The sequence below is a fragment of the Candidatus Thermoplasmatota archaeon genome (assembly GCA_035540375.1).
In the GTDB taxonomy this organism is placed as follows: domain Archaea; phylum Thermoplasmatota; class SW-10-69-26; order JACQPN01; family JAJPHT01; genus DATLGO01.
Genome location: DATLGO010000095.1, coordinates 1 through 19,359, shown reverse-complemented (window position 1 = coordinate 19,359; position 19,359 = coordinate 1). Strand labels below are relative to the sequence as shown.

The window sequence follows — 19,359 nt, the reverse complement described above, 5'->3', positions numbered from 1 at the left end:
GGCGGGAAGATGGGGAGACCGGCTTTCCTCACGCGTAGGTCGGCGAGGCGGAACGCGTAGGTTCCCGTCGCGCCGAGGGGCGGCGTGAGCGGCGCGTCGATGCCGACGGTCGAGGGCTGGTGCTTCGCGAGCAGCGCGACGAGCTCGTCGTCGGCGTTGAAGCGTTCAAGAAGCGAAACCTTGCCGTCCGCGAGCACGCAGAGGACGCTCGGATTCTCGACCTTTCCCGAGAGATCGACGCCGGCGACGACCTCGCCCGGCGCGGAGGGGGGCTCGACGCCGCGGGCCATCTCATCCCCCGAGCCCGAGCGGGGCGAGGAGCGGCGCGAGACCGTAGAGCGGCAGGAGCGACGCGAAGAACCCGACGAGGGCCCCCCCGTTCAGGAGCGGAAGGCCCGCCTGCGGGTTGCCGCGGAGCACGAAGCGCATGAGCGCGAAGTAGCCGACGAGCGACCCGAGGAGCGTCGCGAGCGCGACGGCGAGAGGCGGCGCGAGGCCGAGCACGCTCGACGAGCTCGCCGTGTAGGTCCCGAGGAAGGTGAGCGCGGAGACGACGAGAACGGCCGGGATGACCGCGTCGCCGAGCCCCATGAACATCGCGTCCCGGCCTTCGGGATCCTCCACGCGGTCCTGGATGCGCTTCTCCTCCTTCAGGAACGAATATCCGCGCTCCTTGGGCACGACGAACATGATGGGGAGGCGCAGCTCGAGCACCGAGTCGGCGAGGTCGAGCATGTGCTTCGTCCGGTACACGGCGATCGCGTCGTAGATGGCGAAGCCTGTGAGCAGCACGAGGCTCGGAAGAAGGCCGAAGGAGATGCCGAAGATCGCCGCGGAACCGCCGGCGACGACGACGCCGACGGTGTCGATGACGTACCACTCGGGATAGAAGTAGAGCAGCGCGACAAGGACGGCCGCAAGCGCGATGCTCAGCGCCGTGAGCCCGTCGGGATTCACCCCGGGCGCGATCTCCACGAAGAGCGGGAAGGTCGTGATGAAGATCGTCATGAACACGGCGCCGAGGATGATGTACTGGATGAGGCGCTTGAGCTTCAGTTTCGCGATGAGCAGGATGACGAGCGTGAACGCGACGACGATGCCGAGGTAGATGAGCGGGTTCGCGACGGACTCGCGCTCCTCCTCGGGGAATGCGTACAGGCCTTGCGCGTCGTACGTCGGGGCGACGGCCATCGCGAGGCCGATGCTCAGGAGGAAGAGGACCGCCATCGCGAGGACCGCGAAATAGTCCTTGCGCGTCGGGGTCGGGGGCGGCCGCTCGGGGGCTTGCGCCGGTTCGGACATGGTCGGTTCCTGAAAGGGGCCGGGCTATTTAGCGGGTCCGGAACGCGGGGCGGATTCCCGGACGCCTCATTCGCCGGGCTTCGGCACGTGTCGGCCCGTCTGCATCGAACGGGCGCGCTCCTCGAGCTGGTGGATGCGGGCCACGAGGCGGCGCTCGTACTCCTGCGACTTCGGGATGTCGAAGCGGCCGCGGATGACGAGCTGCTGCATCTCCATGATCTTCGTGCGCAGGCGCGTGTGCTCGGCGCTGATCTCCGGGAAACCCCATGCGTCGGGAATCGGAGTCTTTTCGAGGGCGGCGATCTCCTCGCCGAAGCGCTCCGTGTTCACGCGGCGCTCCTCGAGCTTCTTCGCGCGCTCCTCCGCGGCCTTCGCGTCGGGCGTCGTCATGGGGCGCCCAAAGCGAATCTCCCGCTTAAGCCTGATGCCCCTTCGAGGCCGAAGCGAGGGCGTCGCGGAGGGCGTGCGCCGCCGCCTTCTGGTCGGCGGGGGACCCGGCCCCGGCGTAGAGGATGGCGCGCGCCGCGACGACGAGCGCGTTCGCGCCGCGCGCGTTCGCGCCCTTGAGCGCGTCGGCGGGCGATCCGCCCTGGGCGCCGACCCCCGGCACGAGGATGGGCGCGTCCTCGCCCAGGAGGGCCCGGACGCGGGCGAGCTCGTCGGGGTAGGTCGCGCCGACGACGACCCCGAGGTTGCCGCGCGCGTCCCACTCGGCGACGAGCCGCGCGGTGCGCTCGAAGAGCCGGCCCCCCTCCGCGAGCGCGAGGCCCTGAAGGGCGTCGCCTGCGGGGTTCGAGGTGCGGCAGAGGACGAACACGCCTTTCTCTGCGTAGGCGGCGAAGGGGTCGACCGAATCCCGGCCCATGTACGGATTCACCGTCACCGCGTCCGCGCCGAGATGGTCGAACGCCGCGCGCGCGTAGGCTTTCGCGGTGTTGCCGATGTCGCCTCGCTTCGCGTCGAGGATGACGGGTAGCCCCTTGGAGCGGGCGTGGGCGATGACGCGGCGGAGCGCGTCGAAACCCTCCGCCCCATGCTCTTCGAAGAATGCGCTCTGGGGCTTCACGGACGACACGGCGTCGGCCGTGGCGTCGATCGCGTCGCGCGAGAAACGATAGAGCGCCTCGGCGGGGCCGAGCGCGCGCAGGTCGGGAGAAAGCCGGCCCCATTCGGGGTCGAGCCCGAGGCAGAGCCAGGAACGTCGGCGGGCCGCGGACGCCGCGAGTCGGGCCCGGAAGCCCTCGGCCGCCGTCAACGGGACACGCTCACGAGCGCCCGAGCATCTTGCGGCCCATGGCCTCGAAGTACATGGTGTCCTTGCCGACCTCGATCTCGCCCTTGAGCTCGTCGGGGATCGGGAGCTCGAAGGTCTCGTAGGTGGCGTTGTCCATGAGCTGGGCGATGCCCTCCCGGATGTTGATGACCTGCGCGTTGCGCTTGTCGATCATCGGGATCTTGCACTTGTCCGAGGTCGGCATCGTGACCGACCGCTTGACGCCGTCGAAGATGCCGACGACGTCGATCCTCGCCTTCGCCGCGCCGTGCTTGCCCGGCTTCGACGTCGTGATGCTCAGGATCTTGCAGGGTTCCTCGTCGACCACCAGATACCGCCCCTCCTTGAGTTGGCGGACTTCGCCCTGCGTCACAGACATGGATACCGCCCGTTGCATCGCGGGACCCTTTTATATGGCTTGTGATGGACCTCGCGGCCTTCCCGGCGGCGAGCGTGCAAAGACACGACCAAAAACCCTTTGAGCCGACCGGGCGCCTCCCGCCGCATGAAGTCCGGTTGGCTTCTCCTCGCCGTGGCCGCCATGACCGTCGTCGCCGGCTGCGCCTCCCCGTTCGCCGCGCCCGGCGCGAGCGTCGGCGGCGGAACGCCTCCGACGAGCGCGACGAGCCCCCCGGACGTCCCCTACGCGCTGCCCGTCACCCTTCGCGCGACGCCCGCCGCGCCCGTCGTGGGAGAGCGCGTCGCCTTCGTCGCTGAGGCGCCCGGGGCTGTGGGCTTCTCATGGTCCTTCGGCGACGGCACGTTCGCCGAGACGCGCGAGGCCTCGCACACGTACCAGGCGGCGGGCCGATACACCGTGACCGCGGTCGCGAAGGCCGCGAACGGCACGCGCGGCAGCGCCGAGCGCGTGCTCATCGTGGCCGCGGGCGCCGCCCCGCCCCCTGCGACGAACGCGACGCCGCCTCCGCCGGCGCGGCCCGCGCTCCGCCAGTTCCTCCCCGGCGTGATGCCCATCGACGTCGTCGGCACGGAACCGACGCTCTCGGTCGGCGCCAACGGCATCGTTGCCGTCTCGCTGTCCTCCTTCGCGCGCGTTCCGAGCGAGCTGCCGCCCGTCGCCCACAGCGTCGCGCCCATCGTGCTCGTCGCGCGCAGCGCCGACGGCATCGCTTTCGCGTCGCTCCCCGCCCCCGCCGGCGAATCGCACGCGCCTGCGCTCGCGGGCGCCGTGCACCAGCGCGCGGACGGCGCCACCGTCCTCGTTCAGACGCACGGCCCCGCCGCGTCCGCGACGCGCTGGACCGCGGCCGCAGCCGCCGACGGCAGCGCCCCGGTTCCCGGTCTCGCGTCCATCGACGCCCCCGCCCTCGCGGCCTCCGCGGACCTCCTCCACGCGCGCGTCCTCGACGCCCAGTTCAATGGCTGGTTCTCGGAGAGCAACGACGGCGGCAAGACCTGGCTGCCCGTCCAGGGGCTCCCTCTCCAGTCGTCGTGCGCCCCCGGCGACCTCGTTGCGCTCTCGGCGAGCCAACTGCTCACGCTCGTGTGCAGCGGAGACGGTGCCCTCCGCCTCGCGCGGTCCTCCGACGGCGGCAAGACCTGGACGAACGCCACCGTCGCCGACGCGAGGGATCCGATCGGCCCGCCCGCGCTCGCGGCGCGCGCCGACGGCGCCGTATTCGTCGCCTATGTCGCGGCGAACGCCTCCAAGGGGTCCGAGCTCCGCCTCCTCCAAAGCCGCGACGGCGGCGCGACCTGGCCGTCGGCCGTCGCGCTGAGCGGCCCCGGCCCGGCCGCGCGGCCCGCGATCGCCGTCGCGCCGACGGGCGATCGCGCCGTCGTCGCATGGTACGAAAGCGAAACGCCCGGCGCCCCCGTCGCGGCGTCGCAGGGCGCGTGGTCCATCCGCTTCACGGAGATCGTCGACGGCGTCGCGCTTTCCTCCGCGCGCGTCGCCCCGGAAGCGGCGCACACCGGGCCCGCCTGCATCGAAGCGTCGCTTTGCGACAACGCGCGCCTCCGCCTCGGCGCGATCGACGTCGCAGTGGGCCCCGACGGTCGCGCGTGGGTCGCGTGGACCGATTCGGTGCGCATCGTGGGGTCGACGCGGGTCATCGTCGCGCATCAGTGACGACGTTCCGGGATCGGCCGATCCCCGGCTCGAAGACCCGCTAACCCGTGCGTATCGCCCAGACGCCCGTCGCGCGCGCGACGACCTCGCCCGAAGCGTCGCGGAGCTCGCCGACCGGGAACGCCGTGAGCTTCCCCCGGCGCTCGACGCGGCCCCGCGCGACGAGCCGACCCTTGATCGCCGGGCGCATGAAGTCCGTCGTCATGCTCGATGTCGCCGTCCACTCGCCGTGGAGGAGCGTGCGCACGACGGCGCCGCCCATCGCCATGTCGAGGAGCGCCATCTGGACGCCGCCGTGCACGATGCCGCCTTCGTTGTGGTGGCGTTCGTCCACCTCGAGCGCGACTTCGAGCCCGTCGCCGTGGGCGCGGACCTCCGTCACGCCGAGGAGCTTCGAGAACGGGCCCGCGCCCGGGGGAGGATGGGACACGCGCGCGGATGCGCGCGGCGGCATTTCAATCTGCGTCCCGCCTCTCGAGCGCCTTCCTGAGCGCGTGGCGGGAGCGGCGATCGACGGCATCGAGGAGCGGGAGCGGCTCGGCGTCCTTCGCGGCGGCAACGCGCGGCTCCGCGGGCTCGAGCGGCATCGCCTCGTAGGGCCGGCCGTAGCCCTCCGCGTCCTTGCGCGCAAGGTAGGCCTGCTCCTTGAGCTTCGCGTGGGGGCGGCCGCGCTTCATGCCTCCAAGGGGGTCGGACGTCCTCATGAAGTTTTAGTCGGCGCACACGCCTCGCCCGGTGAGGAAGAAGTCCCCGCCCGGAATCGGGACGCGGAGGAACGGATCCTCGACGAGGCGTTCCCGCGCGAGGTACGCGTGGATACGATCGTCCGATTGGCCGGGCTTGCCACCCGCCGCGACGAGGATCCAACCCGACAACGTCGTCGCGCGGCCGAGGTCGTCGAGCGCGGGATCGTCGGAGGCCACCGCGAGGGTGACGTTCCACGGATACCATCGTCCGTAGGCCATGTCCTCGATGAAGTTGTGGCCTTCGTCTCCTTGACCGCCGCGGAACGCGAGCCGAGCGGTTCCGTTCTCGCGAAGGACGAGCGGCGTGGCGTTCACGCGCACGGGGGCGTGCCCCGGCGAAGCGGTAACGATCGCGAGCGTGGCGTTCGTCCACGCTTCGGCGCGGGCCGCCGCGAACGAGGCGTTGGCGGGCAGGTCGAACGTCGCGTCGGGGCCGACGAAGACGGTCGCCGCGTGCTTGAAGCAGCGGCCGAGCCGGCGCGGCCCGTCCTCCGCGGCGCCCGCGGGCACGGGCGGCTCGTCGTCGTGGTCGAGCCGCGACGGGAGATTGTCCAGCGGCTCGCGCTCGAGACCCAGACAGCCCGCGGCAAGGAGGACGGCCGCGAGGGCGAGGGCGCGCATGGAACCGGATCGGCGCACCCGTGCATTCGGTTTGTGGAATCGTTCGGCGGCGACCGTCACTCGGGCGTGAGCGAGCGCGTCTCGCCGTCCGCGAGCAGCTCCTCGATGCGACCGTCGACGCGCGCGAGGTCCGCGCGCAGGCGAGCGACCAGCTTCACGCCCTCCTCGAAGGCGGCGAGAGCCTCGTCGAGGGCGAGGTCGCCGCTTTCGAGTGCCTCGACGCGCTCGTCCAGATCGGCCAGGGATTCCTCGAACGTGTTTTGCTTCTTCGTCATTGCGAATCCTCCTTTCTTTCGACGCGCGCCGTGAGACGCCCCCTCGCGAGCCGCACGGAAACGGCGTCGCCCTCGCGGACGGCCGCCGCGTCGCGGAGCGCCCGTCCGTCGGGGCCGATCGCGACCGCGTAGCCGCGCGCGAGCGTCGCGAGGGGCGAGAGCGCGTCGAGGCTCGCGGCCCGCTCCGCGACCGCGGCGCGGCCGCGTTCGACGACGCGCCTCGCGGCCTTCGCGAGCGAGGTTTCGGCCTCGTCGAGGCGCTGCCGCGCGCGCTCCGCCGCGTTCGCGAGCGCCTGCCTCAGGCGCTCCTCGGCCGCCTCGACCGAGGCGATGACGGTGACGATGTCGGGGACGCACGTCTCGGCCGCGGCCGAGGGCGTGGGCGCGCGGAGGTCCGCCGCGAAATCGCAGAGCGTGAAGTCGGTCTCGTGGCCGACCGCGGAGACGACGGGGATCCGGCTTGCGACGACCGCCCGCACGACGACCTCCTCGTTGAAGGCCCAAAGGTCCTCGAGGCTCCCGCCGCCACGACCGACGATGAGGACGTCCGCTCGGCCCGCGGCGTTCATGCGCGCGATCGCGTCGGCGATCTCCTCCGCGGCGCCATCGCCTTGCACCCGCACGGGCGCGAGGAGAAGCGAGACGCCCGGCCAGCGTCGGCGCGCGACCTTCCGGATGTCATGCCACACGGCGCCCGATCCGCTCGTGACGACGCCGACCACGAGCGGGAACTCGGGAAGCGTCCGCTTGCGGTCGCCGCGGAAGAGTCCTTCGGCGTCGAGCCTGCGCTTCAGCTCCTCGAAGCGCGCGGCGAGGTCGCCGATGCCTTCGGCGACCAGCTCCTCGACCTTGAGCTGCAGCTTGCCCTGGTCCTGGTAGACGGCGACCGACGCGCGCACGAGGAGCTTCATGCCCGTCTTCACGGGGAAGCGCACGCGCGCGTTCGCGGTGGACCACATGACGCACGCGATCGCGCTCGTCGCGTCCTTGAGCGTGAAGTACCAGTGGCCCGAGCGCGCCGCCGTGAAGTCGCCGACCTCGCCGCGCACCCACATGTCGGAGAGCGCGGGATTCTTGCGGAGCGTGTCCGTGATGAGGCGGACGGCTTCCGTGACGCCCACGCCCTTCGGCCCTTCCGCGACCGCGGCCGGGGCGGAGGCCGCCGGCTCCTCGAACTCGACGGGGAGCCGGGAGACCTTGCGGGAAGGCGCCATCGCAGCCGCCAGGGGAGCGGCCCCTTATCACGCTTCGGATGGTGCGGCCGAAACTGTCGAACATCCCTTCAAAGGAAGACGAACTGCGTCGTCGTCGGAAGCGCGCGGTTCAGCTCGTAGGCGAGCGGGAGGGAGAGCCACAGCGCCCCCATCCGGAACGAGAGGGCCTGGGGCGCGACGCCCGCCGCCTGGAGGGCGCGCGCGGCCGTCTCGTCGCGCACCGCGGCCGATTCCATGCTCTCGCCGTCAACGTACAGGAAGATCGGGAGCTTGAGGCGCCGGCGCCCGAGCGCGTCGAGGCCCGATGCGAGGCGCTCGATCTCCGGGCGCGCGAACCGGTGGGGTTCCCCGCTCCGCGTCGTCGCCGACGGCGTAGCCTCGTCGAGCAGGTCGCCGATCGGACGGGGCTCGCGGACGAGGGCGCGCTGGAGCGTCGCGTATTCGAGCGCGAACCACTTGTCGAGGGCGCCCCGTTCCACGCTGCCGGATGGGTCGTTCCCGCACTTGAGCCTGCGGAGCGCCCCTTCAGAAGGCTTATCCAGGGAACGACGGAATCACCCCCGGCCGCAATGACGAGGAATCCTTTCCTGAGTCCCAGCCGTGAGGAGTGATGGGCGAACAGAGCGGCCATCCGTTCAATGAGGAGGCGACGGCGTGCGGCTCATGATCTATTACACGGGGGACGGCGAGACCCGGACGCGCGCGACGCGCGCCGCCGAAGCCGTGCGCAAGGCCTTCGCGGGCCGCGTCCTCGTGGGCCTGCCGCCCGCCGAGCGGCCGATCCCGCCCGACGCGACAGACCGCTTCCGCGGCGCAAGCTTCGCGGACGCGCTCCTCGACCGCCTCGGCGGCGACACGGCCGGCCTCTGGTTCGTCGAGGCGGAACTCGCGACGCAGCGCGGCGCGACCGTGCCCGGCCTCGCGCGCGAGCAGCGCGGCGCCGTCGTCTCCACGCTCGTGCTTCCCACGCAGGGGCACGTCGATCGCGAGGCCATCCACGAGGTCGGCCACGTGCTCGGCCTTCGACACTGCGAGAACGACTGCGCGATGCGCCTGCCGCGCAGCCTCGACGAGGCGGACGGCGCGAGCGCGAAGCTCTGCTGGACCTGCGAGATGAAGATCCGCAACTGATCACGCGACGACGGTCTCGAGGGGCGCGCCCGTGACCTCGCGCTCGATCTCGTTCGTGTCGCCCTTCTCGAGCCCGAGCTTCGCGCGGAGGCGCTCGAGGGCCTGCTTGTCCTTCGCATTCACTCCGCCCGATTCGTGGGCGCTCTCGACCGCCGCGCGATAGACCTCGAGCTTCTTGAACGTCACGTAAGCCGGCGTCGTCTGCACCTTCGGCATCGCCGTGTCGGCGACCTTGTCCGCGAGCTTGTTCACGCGGGGCGCCGCGAAGAGGAGGAGCCCAGCGCAGAGCGCGCCGAAGATCCAGCCGTGCTCGCGACTCGCATAGCTCTCAGCTAGCTTGAAACCCACGAAGAAGACCACGAGAAAGACGGTCGCGACCGTGCTGCGCCGAAGCCCGAGCTTGAGCTTGATCTCGAGGTCGAATAGGTGGCTTCGAAGGATGCCGTACGCGAGGAAGCTCGCGTAGAGAAAACCCCCGACCGCGAGGATCATCGGCGGGGCGCGGTCGGCGTCGAGGCCGATGGCGGCGATCCCGGCGCCCGTGATCGCGAACGCGGTGGCGGACGCGTAAAACACGTCGCGCGAGAGGAAGGCGAGCGCGTAGGCTCCCGCACGGGCGCGCGCGGGCGTGCCGGGCGGCGAGGCGCGCCACGCGAGCACGGTCGCCACGAGGGCGTACAGCAGCGTAGCGAGAAAGGTGACAGCGGCCGCGAAGAAGAACCAGCTCGGCGCGTCGGTCTCGACGGCCGGATCCAGGATCGCGTCGCGCGCGAGGTAGAGCGTCGCGGCAGGCACAACGACCGCGAGGGCCGCGACGGCGCGTCGTGCGGGACGAGGACGCAGGAGCCGCGTCGCGGGCGTGTCGAGGGTGCCGAGGAAGAGGAGATAGAGCCAGGGCATCGCCGTGAGCGAGACAAAGAAGCTCACCGGGACGATGGAGAGCGTCCACGGATGGGCGACCGGATCGACCGCGATCATCGGCACATGAAGGAGGAACAGGCCTTCAAGCACGAGGAGGCCCGCGAGGATCCGCGCCGCGCGGCTGGCGCGCCCGTTCGCGAAGACGAAGCCCGCGAGCAACCACACGAAAAGGAGGGCGATGCCGCCGACGATTGGAGCCCAGTCCACGCCGGTCGAACGAATGGACGGATCAAGAACTTGGCGGACCCGACGCTCAGGCGAGCCGGGTCTCCGGGAAGAGGTCGGCCCAAACGCACCAGAAGGCCTCGCGGACGGGGATGCCGCGGCCGCGGGCGGTCCGGGCTTCGAGGATGCCGCCCCGGCGCGCAAGCACCACGTCGTCAGGGCCGAGGTTCGGGATCGTGAATTCGGCGTCTTCGTCCTCGAGGCCCGCGAGGGGCACGGCCGCGGTCTCGCCCTTCCAGAGGAGGCCCGCGACCCTCGTCTTCGGGGGGAGACGATCGTCTTCATGCGTCACGGGCACGGCCGTCCGGGCGACCGCCGCATAACGGTTCCAGAACGCCGTGCCGTCCTCGGCCTCGGGGTCGGGGGCGGCCATGAGCGTCGAGCCGGGATGCGCGCGGCGCCATGCGCCCCATGTCGAACGGCGCGCCTCGAGATCCGGGAGGCGCGCCCCCGCCCGCGGGCCCGCGAACGCGACGTTGGGGTACAGGATCCAATGCGAGCCCGTTTCGCGGTCCTCGAGGACCGGCGTGTTCTTGAAGAGCGCGCCCGAGGACGCGAAGGTGCCGTCGCGAGCGTACGCGACCGCGAGGTCGGCGAACGGCGCGAAAACCACGAGCGCGGGCGCGCCGCCGAGGACGTCGTTCACACATTCGTGGCGCGCGAGGTGGCGGAGCGGGTAAGCGCGCGCCTCGCCCGCCCGGACGACGCCGACGACGGGTTCGTCCGCGGGAACTGCGGTCGCCTCGGCGAGGGCGACCTTCGTGAGCGCGGGAATCGTGCCGCTTGGGACGAGGCGCACGACGGGCGCGTCCAATTCCTCTCCGTAACGCACGCGCTCGGCACGCCTCCGAGACCCTTGAAGTTAAGGGGCCGTCGCGTGCGAGGCGAGGTCCGCGAGGAACGCGTGCGTGGGAACCCCGACGTAGGCGACCTTCCCGTCAACGACAAGGAGCGGACACGTCTCGTAGCCGTGCGCGAGCGCGGTCTCGGGCGTGTCGGTGATGTCCACCTTGAGCGCCTCGATGGACGGCCACTCGTGCGCCATCGTCACAACCCGCTCGGCCGCCCGCACGCAGTGCCCGCAATCGTGGGCATACAGGATCTCCACGCGCATGGCCAAGCTGAGGCGGAGCCCATGCTAATGTGTTTCCGGAAGGAAGGGAGCCGGAGCCCCTTGCGGGGCTCCGGGGGTCTATGTCCGCTTACCTCTCACCGAAGAAGCCGCGGAGGACCGGGTGCATCTCCATCGCCTGCTCCTTCGCGATCTGCTCGTAGAGGCGCTGGAAGATACCGACCGTGAGCAGCACGCCCGTGCCGCCTGCGTTGCCGACTGTGCCCAGCAGGTCGGCAAAGACCGCGAGCGCTCCGATGGCTGCGCCGCCGATGACGGTCACCACCGGGATGTACCGCTCGAGGATCTTGCCCGTGACGCGCGGATCGCGCCGGAAGCCGGGGATCTGCATGCCCGACTTCTCGATCTGGCTCGCGACCTTCTCGGGACCCATGTTCGTGGTCTCGATCCAGAACACGGCGAACAGGATCGAGCCGCCGATCATGAACGCGGCGTACATCAGGATGTGGAGGATGATCTGCCACGATTCCCGATAGAGCAGCACGCCGCCGTATTGCGGCGACAGGAACGGGAGCAACCAATCCTGGACGCCCGCGGGGACGCTCAGGTAGTACGCAATGCCGCTGATGGCGGTCGTCGTGCCGGGTTGGTAGCCGCCGACCCACTCCTGCTTGCCGATGAACGGCAGATTCTGGAGCGGACCGCCGTGCCAGAGCAGGAGGCCGATCAGGTTCACGTTCGCGAGCAGGGCGCCCGCGAGGATGACCGGGATGTTCGAGGCGTAGAGCAGGCGGATCGGGTAGCGACCGCGCGCGCCGCGAACCTTGCCGTGCGCGAGCGGAAGCTCGACGCGCGAGCTTTCGACGTACACGACGATCATGAACGTGATGATCGTCGCGACGAGCGCGATGATCGGGTTCGGCGGGGCGAGCAGGATGCGCTCGAACCCACCCCCTCCGATGAGCTGCGCGGTCGAGAACTCGTTCAGGAGGTAGAACGTCTTCGGAAGGACGCCCGTCGGCGGGTTGGCGATGCTCCACGCGCCCTCGGACTGGGGGATCCAGTTGACGAGACCCGTGAAGAGCGCCTGCGAGACGCCGGCCGCGATGAAGAGCGAGATACCGGAGCCGAGACCCCACTTCGAGACGACCTCGTCCATGAGGAACACGAGGTACGAGCCGACCGCGAGCTGGGCGACGATGGCCGTCTTGGCCCAGGCGTCACCGTTGCCCACGAAGAAGCTCGCGAGGGGGCCCTCGTAGGTGTTGATCTTCGCGACGAAGTTGGCGTCCGGCGGCAGGAAGCCGAACACCTGCGGGATCGACTCGACGAAGATCATGACGAGCACGAGGAGCTTCTGGACGCCCTGGTAGACGGCCTTGTCCTCGGGCTTCGTGAGATCGAGCTTGATGATCTTCGCGCCCGCGAAGAGCTGCATGATGATCGAGCCCGTGACGATGGGCCCGATGCCGAGGTGCACGAGCGAACCCGACGCGCCGGCGAGGATGGCCCGGAAGCCGGCGAACGCGTCGATGTTGGTCGGCGAGAGACCGTAGATGAAGACGTTGGCGAGGACGAAGTAGACGAGAAGGGACCCGAGGCTCCACATGAGCTTCGAGCGGAAGTGGACGTGCCCCTCCGGTTTCGTCACCGCAGGCCAGCGCTTCGAGATGGGTTCGAGCTTGTAAAGCAAGCTTTTTCGTTCTTCGACCAGTGGCATTCCTCCCTGGGCCAGAGGGGGCCGACGCACCGCTGGGAAGGCTCCTGCCGAACCGGTCCCTGGGGCGTCTTCGGCCTTGAAGGCCCGACGCCTATATAATCGCTTCCAAGGTGGGTTCGCTCCCGTTCGTGCGCTTCCGAAGGGTGCACCGGATCGCTTTGTTTTCGCGGGGATTTTCTCGCAATCCTCGGGAGACCCGGCCCCCCGTCCCGACCCCGGCCCCGGGACCGGGGACGCCATCATAATGCTCTTATACGGTCAGCGGCATGAGGCGGAACCGGAGTCCGGGACCATGTCCACCGCCCACGCTTCCACCGCTTCCTCGACCACGCAGCACGAGCGCTCGCTCGTCGACAAGGCGTGGGAGGCCCAGGAGAAGCTCGAGTCCCGCGTCTCGCAGCTCGGTCGCGGCAAGTACGGCCGCGTCCTCCGCATGGCCCGCAAGCCCTCGAAGGAGGAGTTCCGGAAGGCGATGATCGTCGGCGCGCTCGGCATCGTGTTCGTCGGCGCCATCGGCTTCGTCATGTACCTCATCTTTAACGAGGTCGGCAAGCTCGTCGGCATGTGAGCGCGGCGCTCCGATGTCCTCCCCGCATTCCGATCTGCCCCGAGCGCCGCCTCCGGTCCGCCGACCGGGTCGCCGCGCGATTCTTCTCGTTCTCGCGCTCGTCGGCCTCGTCGCGGGCGGTCTCACGTTCATCGGCGCGCGGGGCGAGCTCGAGGACATCGCCCGCGCCGTCGCGCGCGGCGACCTCCGCTGGATCCTTCTCGCGGCCTTCCTGCAGACCGGCTTCTTCCTGGCGATGGCCTACGCATTCGACGGCGCCGCGCGCCTTGTGGGCGCGCGCCTGCCGTTCCGGCGCCTCGCGCTCCTCAGCGCGTCGCTGCCGTTCGTGAACCTCTTCTTCCCGACGGGCGGCCTCGCGGGCGCGATCCACGAAGCGCGCCATTTCGAGCGCATGGGCCTCGCGAGGCCGCGCGCGATCCTCGCGGTCGCGGCCGAGTTCGTGCTGTTCTGGGCGTCGTTCTTCGTGATCTTCTTCCTCGGCCTCGCGTTTCTCGCCACGCGCGCAGGCCTCGCGCGCGAGCACCTCCTCGTCGTCGGCATGGGCCTCGGCCTCTTCCTCGGCCTCGCCTTCGTCACGTTCACGGTGCTCACCGATCCGGACCGGCTCCTCGCGTGGGCCGAGCCGATCACGCGGCTGCGGGAGCGCCTGAAGCTTAAGCGCAGCGACGCGCCGAGCCTCGTCGAGGAGGTCGTCGACGCGGTGAAGCTCCTCGAAGCGGAGTGGAAGCACCTCGCCTCGCCTTTCGCCGCCTCGCTCGCAGCGTGGGCGTTCGAGATCGCGTCGCTCTACGCCATCTTCCTCGCCTTCGGCCACCCCGTGCACCCCGGCGTCCTCGTCGCGGGCTACGCCCTCGGCGTCTTCCTCGGCAAGATCCTCCCGATCCCCGGTGGACTCGGCGTGGTGGACGCGTCGATGGCCGCGACGTTCGCGGGCCTCGCCGTGCCGCTTCCCATCGCGATCGCGGTCGTGCTCGTCCATCGCGGCCTCGCGCTGTGGCTCCCCGTGCTCGTGGGCGGCTTCGCGTTCCGCGCCCTCGAACGGACGCCCGCGGCCGCCCGCTGACCCCGCGAGGGGCAAACGCTATCCTCGCCGAGCGCGCGTGGGGAACCGTGCCGCGCGACGTGCCCCTCGGCAACGGCCGCCTCCTCGTCAACTTCGACGCGTTCCACCGCCTGCGCGACGTCTGCTGGCCCCACACGGGCTCGGAGAACCACACCCACGGGCACGTTTCGCACCTCCTCCTCGGCTCTGAAAACCGCGCGGTGCCCCTCGGTCCCGGATGGCGCGTCGAGAGCGCCTACGAGCCCGGCGCCCTCGTCGCGAAGACGACGGTCCGGCACGCCCGCCTCGCGATCGAGGCGACGATCCTCGAGACGGTCGCGCCGGGCGCCGACGTCTTCGCGCGCCGCGTGCGGCTCGCGAACCTCGCGCCGCGCGACCGGCGGCTCTCCGCGTTCGCGCACCACGATTTGCACGTCGGCGGCGTCGACCACGAGAACACCGTCTACTGGGACCCCGACGCCGAGGCGATGCTGCACTATCGCGAGGACCGCTGGTTCGCGGCCGGCGTCTCGCTCGCGCTTCCGCAATACGCCTGCGGAAGGCGCGAGTGGCCCGGCTTCGAGAGCGCCTGGCGCGACGCGGAGGACGCGAGGCTTTCGAACAACCCCGTCGCGCACGGGTGCGCCGATGGCGTCGTCGGCGGCGCCCTCCGCGTCCCTGCCGACGGGGGCGCGCGCACGATCGACTTCTGGCTCGCCGCGGCCTCGACGCGCGAGGACGCCCTGCGCCTCCACGCGCTCGCCCGCCGCCGCGGCGCGCTCCCGTTCCTCGCGGCCGCCCGGCGCGCGGGGCGGGCGCTCCTCGCGCGCGCGGACGACGCGCCCCGCCATCTTCCGGCCGACGTCCGCCGGCTCTACGACCGCAGCCTCCTCGTGATGACGACGAACCTCGACCATGCGGGCGGCATCCTCGCGGCGAACGACGCCGACATCCGCGCGTTCAACGGCGACACGTACGCGCACGTGTGGCCCCGCGACGCGGCCTTCGTCGCGAATGCGCTCGACGAGGCGGGCCTCCACGCGGAGAGCGCGCGGTATCTGCGCTTCGTGCTGCCGCTCGTCAATGACGAGGGCTGGCTCGAGCACAAGTACACGCCCGCGGGCCGCATCGCCTCGACGTGGCACCCGCGCGTGCTCGACGGGAAGCCCGCGCTCGCGATCCAGGAGGACGAGACCGCGCTCACGCTCTGGGCGCTCGCGGAGCACGGCCGCCTCGCGCGCGACGCGACCCTCCGACGCGAGGCCCTGCCGAAGGTCCGCGCGATGGCGCGCTTCCTCGCCGGGTGGGTCGACGACGAGGGCCTCTCGCGCCCGTCGTGGGACCTCTGGGAGGAGCGGCACGGCGTCCACGCGTTCACCGTCGCGACCGCCATCGGGGGCCTGCGCGCCGCGGCCGCGCTCCTCAAGGAGACGCGGTGGGCCCGCGAAGCCGCGCGCCTTTCCGACGCGCTCCGCGAGCGCCTCTACGACGAGGAAACGCGCACGATTGCGCGCCGCCTCGCGCCCGAGGGCCTCGACACGACACCCGACGCGAGCCTCGTCGCGCTCCTCCTCTTCGACGTCCTCCCGAGCGACGACCCGCTCCTTGCGCGCACCCTCGAGCGCGCCTTCGACGCGACGCGGGTGAAGACGCGCGTGGGCGGCGTCGCGCGCTACGTCGGCGACGCGTACCACCGCGACCGGCGCTCGCCCGCGTCGCTTCCGGGCAACCCGTGGTTCATCTGCACGCTCTGGCGCGCGCGGTGGCTCGCGGCGACGGGGCGCGTCGACGAGGCGATCGGACACCTGCGCTGGTGCGTGGACCGCGCGCTCCCGAGCGGCGTCATGGCGGAGCAGCTCCACCCCACGACGGGCGCGCCCCTCTCCGTGGCGCCGCTCACGTGGAGCCACGCGACATATGTCACGACCGCGCGCGCCGTCGCGCGAGCGCGATCGCGAGGGCAGCGGCCCCGGCGATCGTGAGCGCCCCCGGCCCCGGAACGGTCGGCGTCCGGGACCCGGGCGCGTCGCCGCGCGGGTCCTCGACCGAGCCGTCGTCTGCGGGCGGGCGGTCGTCGTCGAGCGTCGGCCGCATCTCCGCGAGCACGAGGTGCGCGCGCATGAACGCGCCGTCCGCGGGCGCCTCGGCGGTGACGTTGAGCGCGCTCGATCGCGCGCTCACGAGCGTCGTGACGCTCGGCCGCGCCGCGACGTCGAAGGCCACGCGGTAGTCGCCGTAGCCGTCCGTCGTCGCGTTCTTCGTGACCTTGCGGCCGTCGGGGAAGGTGAGCGTCACGTCCACGGGCGCGAAGCGGAGCGCCTCGCCGTTCACGGGCACGTTGTCGAGCATGATGGGACCCGTCTCGCGCCAGAGGCGGCCGGTCACGACGAACGTGCGGTCCCAGCCGTCGGGGATCGCGCCCTCGGCGCCCGCGAGCCGGACGGCGGCGTAGGTGTGGCGCGTGTCGGGATCCGGCGTGAAGCGCAGCGGGCCATCGGGCGTGCCGAACACGATCTCGGCGTCGCGCGGCATCGCGTGCTGGTGGATGCAGAGGAGGAAGTCGCCGTTCTCGTCCGTGGTGAACTGCGTGAAGCCGCGGCACACGTCGCGCTCGAAGCCCGCGACGGTGAGGTCGAGCTGCGTGTTGGGCACGGGCCGGCCGAGGTCGTCCACGGCGCGCGCGGCGACGACGTAGCGGTGGCTGTAGACGTGGTCCGCGGCGGCCGCGGGCGCAAGCGCCGCGACGGCGACGAGCGCGAGGACGAGGACGGGGGCGCGCACGCCCCCGACTCGCGCTCTTGGGTCATGAAGGTAAGGTCCGCGTCAGCCCTGCCACTTCGCGATGGGGTCGCAGTCCCAGACGTCCTCGTCGAGACGGATGCCGAAGCCGTCGAAGACGACGGGTAGCGCGGGTGTGCACACGGTGAAGCCCGGCGAACCCTCGGGGAAGAAGACAGTGAAACGGGTGTTGTGGTAGCCCTTCACGACCGTCTCCGCGCTGACTTCGAGACGAATGGGCGTCGAGCCGGGGTTCGCCAGTTTCGAGGTGCAAAAACGCTGCGGCCGGACGGGATCCGGGCAGTCCGTGTCGTCGCTCTCGTTGCGGTTCTGCGGGACGCCGGTCGTGGTGCGGTGCACGCCGGGCCCCCAAAGGGTGTCGGGGACGAGGACGACGAAGAACGGCTCAGGATTCTGCCCCGCTTCGCCGAGATGGATGCCGAAGAACTCGCCCCGCGCGCGCTCGTAGCTGTCGGGGTTCGGCCGCGTACCTTCCTCGTAGGGATCGGGCGAGGATGCGGTGCCGATGAAGCCGTCGCCGTCGAGGTCCTTCCAGATGCCGCTCCACACTTCGACGTTGAAGTGCCCGGGAGGCACCGTCGCGGTCCCGTCCGGGTTGCGCACGAGCGGCATGTTCTGCGGCTGCACGGCGTCGTTCGAGGGGATGGCCGCGGACCAGCGCGGGAGGAGGTCCACCCACGCGCGGTATTCGACCTCGAACTCGTGGTGGCGGCCCGCCGCGGAGTTCCCGCTCCCTTCGGCCCATTCGCGCGGGTCGTTCGCCCACATGGACTTCTGAAGCGGCGCGAGCGGGGTGCCGGGCGCCGCGATCGGCGCGATCCTGCATCCGTTGGGGCAGGACCCGAGGCTCGGGCTGCCAATGGCGCCGAGGACCGGCGCGACGGTGTTCTTGTATATGGGCTCGAGCGGTCCCGGCGCGAGCGCGGCGTAGCGGTCGATATCGACCCGCGTGCGCTCCTTGGGCGTGTAGACGGTGTGCCCCCGGGCATCGGGGGCGAGGAAGGCGTCGCTGACCGTCGTGATTGTCATCGGCGTCGCGAGGGAGCCGTCCAGGAATACGATGGGGTTGATGCCTTCGCTGCGGTACAGAAGGAGAAATGGCGATCCGCCCCGGTAGTAGACCGGCGTGAAGCGCACGTCCGGCGAGTAGGCGTCGGGGCGCACGCGGGCGGTCGCCTGAGGGTGGTCGCCGGGCTCGATGTAGGCGACGACCTCGGAGCCCTCTTGACCGGCCCACTCGTTCGTGACGAGGATCTGGTGGCCCCAATAGGGCGCGCCGCTTCTCGATTCGTTGTGGCCGATGCGAAGGTCCACGTCGCCGTCGAGGTCCTGGTTGTCCCAGTGTCCGAGGAGCGCGCCGATGTAGCCCGGGCCGGGCCAGATCACGTTCGGCGCGAGGCCGCCCGTCGCGCGATGCAGATTGCTCCCCTGCTCGAAGTCGTCGACGAAGGCGTCCGGCGAGGCGTCGGTCGGCCTGCGCTGGCCCCCTTGGCTCGCGCCCTCCGCAGGAATGGCGCTGAGGTGGAAGGCGTCGAGGATGAGAATGCCGAGCGCGGGGTATTCCCACACGGCCGCCGCGCGTTCGAGGGGACACGCGACGTGGGGTTCGTTGTTCTGCGCCGCGTCCACGCAGTTCGTCTGCCCCGCGGCATCGAGGTCGATGCGGTTGGTCTCCTCTGTCTCGAAGCTCACGTGGTAGTCGTACGTGTAGCCCCCGACGAGGCACCCGGATAGGGCAACCGAGGGAACGACGAGGACAAGGAGCAGACGAAACGCTGAGAACGACACGTTGGGCCTCCCTCAGGGGAAGGTTCCCTGGTGCGCCTTCACACTCACCCCGTCCCTGGACGGGGCGACATTCACTCGTCGAGTTCGAGCGGCCGCGATTCGGGGATCGCGAGCGGCGCCACCGACTCGAACTTGGAGCGGTAGCTGAACTTGAAGGAGAGCGACCGCTTCTCCTCGTCCACCTGGAGGGGCTCCGCGGCGACGGTCATCTTGAAGAATTGGTCGAGGAAGGCCGTGACCAGCTCCACGAGGAAGATGGGGAGCGTCGGGTAGTGGAGGTCGCGCAGCTCGGCGACGGAGTTCCACTGCCGGAGGCCTTTGACCTCGCAGACGACGTCCTCCCCCTTGCGCGTGAACGTGACGGATTCCGCATAGCCGAGCGCGGCGAAGTGGTCGAAGAACTCGCGCAGCGCCTTGAGCGGGTCCTTGCTCTTCGGCGGGACGCTCCAGCCGCACTTCACGGCGTACTCGAGGATGCGCAGGCTCGCGTTCTTCACGACGCTCGAGCCGTAGGATCCGAAGCTCTTGTTCACGGCGGCGAAGACGCCGTAGAGAACGGCGTTGTAGTAC

General features: G+C 70.8%; 23 protein-coding genes. 5 read left to right on the top strand and 18 right to left on the bottom strand.

Annotation, left to right across the window (positions count from 1 at the left end):
• From VM889_11015 to VM889_10995, 5 genes are all read right to left on the bottom strand, one after another.
• Nucleotides 1-290 (bottom strand): hypothetical protein (locus VM889_11015; GenBank protein HVL49078.1); only part of this gene is annotated, 290 nt, incomplete at its 3' end.
• A 1-nt stretch (nucleotide 291) separates the two neighbouring features.
• A complete protein-coding gene (locus VM889_11010) occupies nucleotides 292-1,302 on the bottom strand; it encodes a presenilin family intramembrane aspartyl protease PSH (protein ID HVL49077.1) in 1,011 nt (336 codons plus the stop codon).
• 66 nt (nucleotides 1,303-1,368) lie between these two features.
• Entirely contained in the window at nucleotides 1,369-1,692 is a 324-nt protein-coding gene (locus VM889_11005) for a hypothetical protein (protein ID HVL49076.1), read from the bottom strand.
• 25 nt (nucleotides 1,693-1,717) lie between these two features.
• Nucleotides 1,718-2,557 carry an orotidine-5'-phosphate decarboxylase gene (gene pyrF / locus VM889_11000; GenBank protein ID HVL49075.1) on the bottom strand — a complete coding sequence of 280 codons (840 nt, stop codon included), beginning with the start codon at nucleotides 2,555-2,557 and terminating at the stop codon, nucleotides 1,718-1,720.
• A gap of 10 nt (nucleotides 2,558-2,567) precedes the next feature.
• A complete protein-coding gene (locus tag VM889_10995) occupies nucleotides 2,568-2,954 on the bottom strand; it encodes a translation initiation factor IF-5A (protein ID HVL49074.1) in 387 nt (128 codons plus the stop codon).
• 126 nt (nucleotides 2,955-3,080) lie between these two features.
• Here VM889_10995 and VM889_10990 point away from each other — a divergent pair, with 126 nt between their 5' ends.
• Nucleotides 3,081-4,667, top strand: a complete 1,587-nt coding sequence (locus VM889_10990; GenBank protein ID HVL49073.1) for a PKD domain-containing protein — start codon at nucleotides 3,081-3,083, stop codon at nucleotides 4,665-4,667.
• Nucleotides 4,668-4,707: 40 nt separating this feature from the next.
• On the opposite strand, the gene VM889_10985 is transcribed toward VM889_10990, so the two are convergent.
• From VM889_10985 to VM889_10960, 6 genes are all read right to left on the bottom strand, one after another.
• A complete protein-coding gene (locus tag VM889_10985; protein ID HVL49072.1) occupies nucleotides 4,708-5,097 on the bottom strand; it encodes a PaaI family thioesterase in 390 nt (129 codons plus the stop codon).
• Nucleotides 5,098-5,122: 25 nt separating this feature from the next.
• Nucleotides 5,123-5,344: a hypothetical protein gene (locus VM889_10980; protein ID HVL49071.1), complete on the bottom strand. Its 222-nt coding sequence runs from the start codon at nucleotides 5,342-5,344 to the stop codon at nucleotides 5,123-5,125.
• Nucleotides 5,345-5,377: 33 nt separating this feature from the next.
• The gene (locus tag VM889_10975) at nucleotides 5,378-6,034 is read right to left on the bottom strand and encodes a hypothetical protein (GenBank protein HVL49070.1); all 657 of its coding nucleotides are present in this window, start codon (nucleotides 6,032-6,034) and stop codon (nucleotides 5,378-5,380) included.
• 56 nt (nucleotides 6,035-6,090) lie between these two features.
• Nucleotides 6,091-6,309 carry an exodeoxyribonuclease VII small subunit gene (gene xseB, locus VM889_10970; protein HVL49069.1) on the bottom strand — a complete coding sequence of 73 codons (219 nt, stop codon included), beginning with the start codon at nucleotides 6,307-6,309 and terminating at the stop codon, nucleotides 6,091-6,093.
• On the bottom strand, nucleotides 6,306-7,523 hold the full coding sequence (gene xseA, locus VM889_10965; GenBank protein HVL49068.1) for an exodeoxyribonuclease VII large subunit: 1,218 nt from the start codon (nucleotides 7,521-7,523) through the stop codon (nucleotides 6,306-6,308). Before xseA ends, xseB begins: the two co-directional genes overlap by 4 nt.
• A gap of 68 nt (nucleotides 7,524-7,591) precedes the next feature.
• On the bottom strand, nucleotides 7,592-8,002 hold the full coding sequence (locus VM889_10960) for a DUF61 family protein (GenBank protein HVL49067.1): 411 nt from the start codon (nucleotides 8,000-8,002) through the stop codon (nucleotides 7,592-7,594).
• Between the two features lie 184 nt (nucleotides 8,003-8,186).
• On the opposite strand from VM889_10960, the gene VM889_10955 reads away from it, so the two are divergent.
• Nucleotides 8,187-8,654: a hypothetical protein gene (locus VM889_10955; GenBank protein ID HVL49066.1), complete on the top strand. Its 468-nt coding sequence runs from the start codon at nucleotides 8,187-8,189 to the stop codon at nucleotides 8,652-8,654.
• On the opposite strand, the gene VM889_10950 is transcribed toward VM889_10955, so the two are convergent.
• The 4 genes from VM889_10950 to secY all read right to left on the bottom strand — a co-directional run bounded on the left by VM889_10950 (nucleotide 8,655) and on the right by secY (nucleotide 12,592).
• Nucleotides 8,655-9,782, bottom strand: coding sequence for a hypothetical protein (locus VM889_10950; protein ID HVL49065.1), 1,128 nt, complete (start codon nucleotides 9,780-9,782; stop codon nucleotides 8,655-8,657).
• Between the two features lie 46 nt (nucleotides 9,783-9,828).
• On the bottom strand, nucleotides 9,829-10,632 hold the full coding sequence (locus VM889_10945) for a DUF3179 domain-containing (seleno)protein (GenBank protein ID HVL49064.1): 804 nt from the start codon (nucleotides 10,630-10,632) through the stop codon (nucleotides 9,829-9,831).
• Nucleotides 10,633-10,662: 30 nt separating this feature from the next.
• A complete protein-coding gene (locus VM889_10940; GenBank protein ID HVL49063.1) occupies nucleotides 10,663-10,914 on the bottom strand; it encodes a thioredoxin family protein in 252 nt (83 codons plus the stop codon).
• 88 nt (nucleotides 10,915-11,002) lie between these two features.
• Nucleotides 11,003-12,592, bottom strand: a complete 1,590-nt coding sequence (gene secY, locus VM889_10935) for a preprotein translocase subunit SecY (protein ID HVL49062.1) — start codon at nucleotides 12,590-12,592, stop codon at nucleotides 11,003-11,005.
• 292 nt (nucleotides 12,593-12,884) lie between these two features.
• Between secY and VM889_10930 the strand changes: the two genes are divergently transcribed.
• The 3 genes from VM889_10930 to VM889_10920 are packed head-to-tail and all read left to right on the top strand — an operon-like array spanning nucleotide 12,885 to nucleotide 16,184.
• The gene (locus VM889_10930; protein HVL49061.1) at nucleotides 12,885-13,160 is read left to right on the top strand and encodes a protein translocase SEC61 complex subunit gamma; all 276 of its coding nucleotides are present in this window, start codon (nucleotides 12,885-12,887) and stop codon (nucleotides 13,158-13,160) included.
• Nucleotides 13,161-13,173: 13 nt separating this feature from the next.
• Nucleotides 13,174-14,223, top strand: coding sequence for a lysylphosphatidylglycerol synthase transmembrane domain-containing protein (locus VM889_10925; protein HVL49060.1), 1,050 nt, complete (start codon nucleotides 13,174-13,176; stop codon nucleotides 14,221-14,223).
• A 47-nt stretch (nucleotides 14,224-14,270) separates the two neighbouring features.
• Complete coding sequence (locus VM889_10920) at nucleotides 14,271-16,184, top strand: glycoside hydrolase family 15 protein (GenBank protein HVL49059.1); 1,914 nt, start codon at nucleotides 14,271-14,273, stop codon at nucleotides 16,182-16,184.
• Here VM889_10920 and VM889_10915 read toward each other — a convergent pair.
• From VM889_10915 to VM889_10905, 3 genes are all read right to left on the bottom strand, one after another.
• Nucleotides 16,123-16,983, bottom strand: coding sequence for a hypothetical protein (locus VM889_10915; protein HVL49058.1), 861 nt, complete (start codon nucleotides 16,981-16,983; stop codon nucleotides 16,123-16,125). The two genes, VM889_10920 and VM889_10915, sit on opposite strands and share 62 nt — an antisense overlap.
• 42 nt (nucleotides 16,984-17,025) lie before the next feature.
• Nucleotides 17,026-18,789: a hypothetical protein gene (locus tag VM889_10910; protein HVL49057.1), complete on the bottom strand. Its 1,764-nt coding sequence runs from the start codon at nucleotides 18,787-18,789 to the stop codon at nucleotides 17,026-17,028.
• Between the two features lie 71 nt (nucleotides 18,790-18,860).
• A partial coding sequence (locus tag VM889_10905; protein HVL49056.1) for a hypothetical protein occupies nucleotides 18,861-19,359 on the bottom strand: 499 nt, incomplete at its 5' end.